Origin of the sequence: Propionicimonas sp. (assembly GCF_047606205.1) — a bacterium.
Classification (GTDB): domain Bacteria; phylum Actinomycetota; class Actinomycetes; order Propionibacteriales; family Propionibacteriaceae; genus Propionicimonas.
In genome coordinates, this window is the sequence record NZ_JASGES010000134.1 from 1 (window position 1) to 2,756 (window position 2,756).

3 protein-coding genes are annotated in these 2,756 nt (G+C 73.0%); all 3 read right to left on the bottom strand.

The annotated features are described in order from the left end of the window. A partial coding sequence (locus QM633_RS08560; RefSeq protein ID WP_415153330.1) for a thiamine-phosphate kinase occupies positions 1–525 on the bottom strand: 525 nt, incomplete at its 3' end. Next, positions 522–1,637 carry a D-alanine--D-alanine ligase family protein gene (locus QM633_RS08565; protein ID WP_415153331.1) on the bottom strand — a complete coding sequence of 372 codons (1,116 nt, stop codon included), beginning with the start codon at positions 1,635–1,637 and terminating at the stop codon, positions 522–524. The genes QM633_RS08560 and QM633_RS08565, both read right to left, overlap by 4 nt. Positions 1,638–1,699: 62 nt before the next feature. Beyond that, positions 1,700–2,479, bottom strand: coding sequence for a lysophospholipid acyltransferase family protein (locus QM633_RS08570; protein WP_415153332.1), 780 nt, complete (start codon positions 2,477–2,479; stop codon positions 1,700–1,702). Between the last annotated feature and the right edge of the window lie 277 nt (positions 2,480–2,756).

The following is a 2,756-nucleotide window of genomic DNA, read 5'->3' on the forward strand; positions in this document are numbered from 1 at the left end:
CCAGCCGAGGCGTCCGGCCATCGCCAGGAGCTGGCCCGGGCGGGCGCCCGCCCGGGTGACCGGCGCCAGCCCGCCCAGGTCGGCCAGCACGGTCGCCGTCACCACGATCTGCGCGGCCGACGTCGTGTCGCCGCCGACGAGCTGCACCCCGGCCGCCCCGCACTCCGCGCGCACCCCGCCCGCAAACCCGCTCACCCATTCCACCGGGGTGGTGGCGGGAACGGCGAGGCTCACCACCAGGCCGATCGGGACCGCACCCATCGCCTCGGCGTCGGCCACGCAGGCCGCGACCGCCTTGCGCCCGACGTCGGCGGCGCTGGACCAGTCGCGCCGGAAGTGCACATCCTCGACCATCGTGTCCGTGGACACCGCCAGGTCGCCCGCCAGGCGCACCACTGCGCAGTCGTCACCCACCCCCAGCACCACCGGCCCGGAGGCACCCAGCCCCGCGGTGATGGCGTCGATCAGGGCGAACTCGCCGACCTCGCCGACCGTGCGCGGACCGGCGGCGCCGGGAAGCGTCACCGCAGCCCCGTCGGGCGCTGCAGGGCGAGATCGACCAGCGTGGCGATCAGGTCGGTGTACTCCAGCCCGCTGGCGGCCCACATGATCGGGAACATCGAGTGCCGGGTGAAGCCGGGCATCGTGTTCAGCTCGTTCACGTACGGTTCGCCGTCCGCGCTGACGAACAGGTCGACCCGGGCCAGTCCCTCCACGTCCATCGCGGCGAAGGTGCGCGCGGCCAGCGCGCGACAGGCGTCCCGCAACTCCGGAGCGAGGTCGGCCGGCACCTGGAGGGTCACCTGCTCCTCCGGCAGGTACTTCGCCTCGAAGTCGTAGAAGGCGTCCGGGTCGTGCATGACGATCTCGCCGGGCAGCGACGTGCGGGGCGGACCGGCCAGGTCCTGCAGCACCGCGACCTCGATCTCCCGGGCGCCCACGAAGCCCTGCTCGACGACCACCTTCGGGTCGAACCGCTGCGCCCGGGCGATCGCGTCCTCCAGGCCGTCCGGGCCGTCGACCTTGACGATGCCGATGCTGGAGCCGCCACGAGCCGGCTTCACGAAGACGGGGTAGGCCAGCGCGGCCACCCGGGCCAGGCTCGCCTCACGCTCGTCGCGCCACTGCGCGGGGGTGATCGCGATCCATGGCCCGACCGGGAGTCCGGCGGCGGCCATCGCGCGCTTCATCAGGTCCTTGTCCATGCCGATCGCGCTGGACGCGACGCCGGCGCCGACGTAGCGGACGCCGAGCATCTCGAACAGGCCCTGGATCGTGCCGTCCTCGCCCCAGGGCCCGTGCAGCAGGGCGAACGCGACGTCGACGCCGACCACGTCGAGCAGCCGGTCGCCGTCCCTCGTCGCGATCTGCGCCCCCCCGGCCCCGCGGAGCACCACCGCGTCAGGCCGATCGGACGCGACCCGCGGCAGCGTCCCGTCGACGACCTCGTAGGACGCGAGCTCGGAGTGGGGGATCCGCACCCATCGACCGTCGCCGGTGATGCCGATCCCGACCACCTCGAAGCGGTCGGGGTCGATCGCGCGGGCGACACCTCCGGCGGTGAGGCAGCTGATCTCGTGCTCGGAACTCACCCCGCCGAAGACGAGGGCTAGGCGTACTTTGGGGCGACTGGTCACCGGTTCACCCTATCGAGGGTCAGGAGCCGCGCCCGCCGCTGACCCGAAAGGGGACGGACGCCTCACGTGTCGTCCCTCCTGCTGCGCGGGACGCGCCGACCCACCCGGATGTCGTAGACGTCGTCGGGGGGTTGCTCGCCCCGGATCTCCGCGACGAGGGCGGTGATCGCCGCCATGATCCGCGTCCCCGCCTCGGCGACGGCCTGCGGGTCGTCGCTTCCGGCGAGATCGGCCAGGTCCACGGGTGCCCCGGTGCGGAAGGCCATCGTCCGGCGTGGACGGAACCTCGGCCAGACCGGCTTCTTGCCCGGCATCACGAGGTTCGCGCCCCACTGGCCGACCGGGACGACGGGGTACCCCGTGTCGAGGGCGAGCCGGGCGGTGCCCGGCCGTGCCGTCATCGGCCAGGTGTCCGGATCCGCGGTGATCGTGCCCTCGGGGTAGATCACCACGAGTTCGCCGGCTTCCAGCGCCTCCCGGGCGTGGACCAGCGCGTCCCTGGCCCGGTCGGTGCCCCGCTCCACCGGGATCTGGCCCGTCGCACGGGCGAGCCAGCCGATCACCGGCAGCTTCCACAGGTCGGACTTGCCGAGCGCGCGCGGCCAGCGTCCGTGCCACACCAGGTAGTGGCACAGCGCGGGCGGGTCGAAGTTGGAGATGTGGTTGCTGACCACGATCACTCCTCCGGACCGCGGGAGGTTCGCGGCGTCGTCCCAGTCCTGGTCGGTCAGGCGCCGCAACAACCATCCGGCGACGCGGGCGAGGCGCCGGTAGGTGGGCTGGACGGGTGTCGGGTTGGCGATGCGCAGCGGCACGCCGGCAGGTCCGGCTGAGGAGCTCACGCCCGGATCATGGCACAGACCAGCATCCCCGCCTCCATCCCCCGGATCGGACCGAATTGGGGACGGTTCCTGACTCGGTCCGCCCGAGGATGGACCGAGTCAGGAACCGTCCCCAATTCGGTCCGGTGTCCGATCGCGGCCTCCGATCGCGGTGTTCGATCGTTCGGGTCAGCCGGCGGTACGGACCGGCTGGGTGCGCGGCAGCCATGCCGGACGGGTCGCCTCGAACGCGGCGATCTCGTCCTCGTGCTGCAGGGTGAGGCCGATGTCGTCCAGG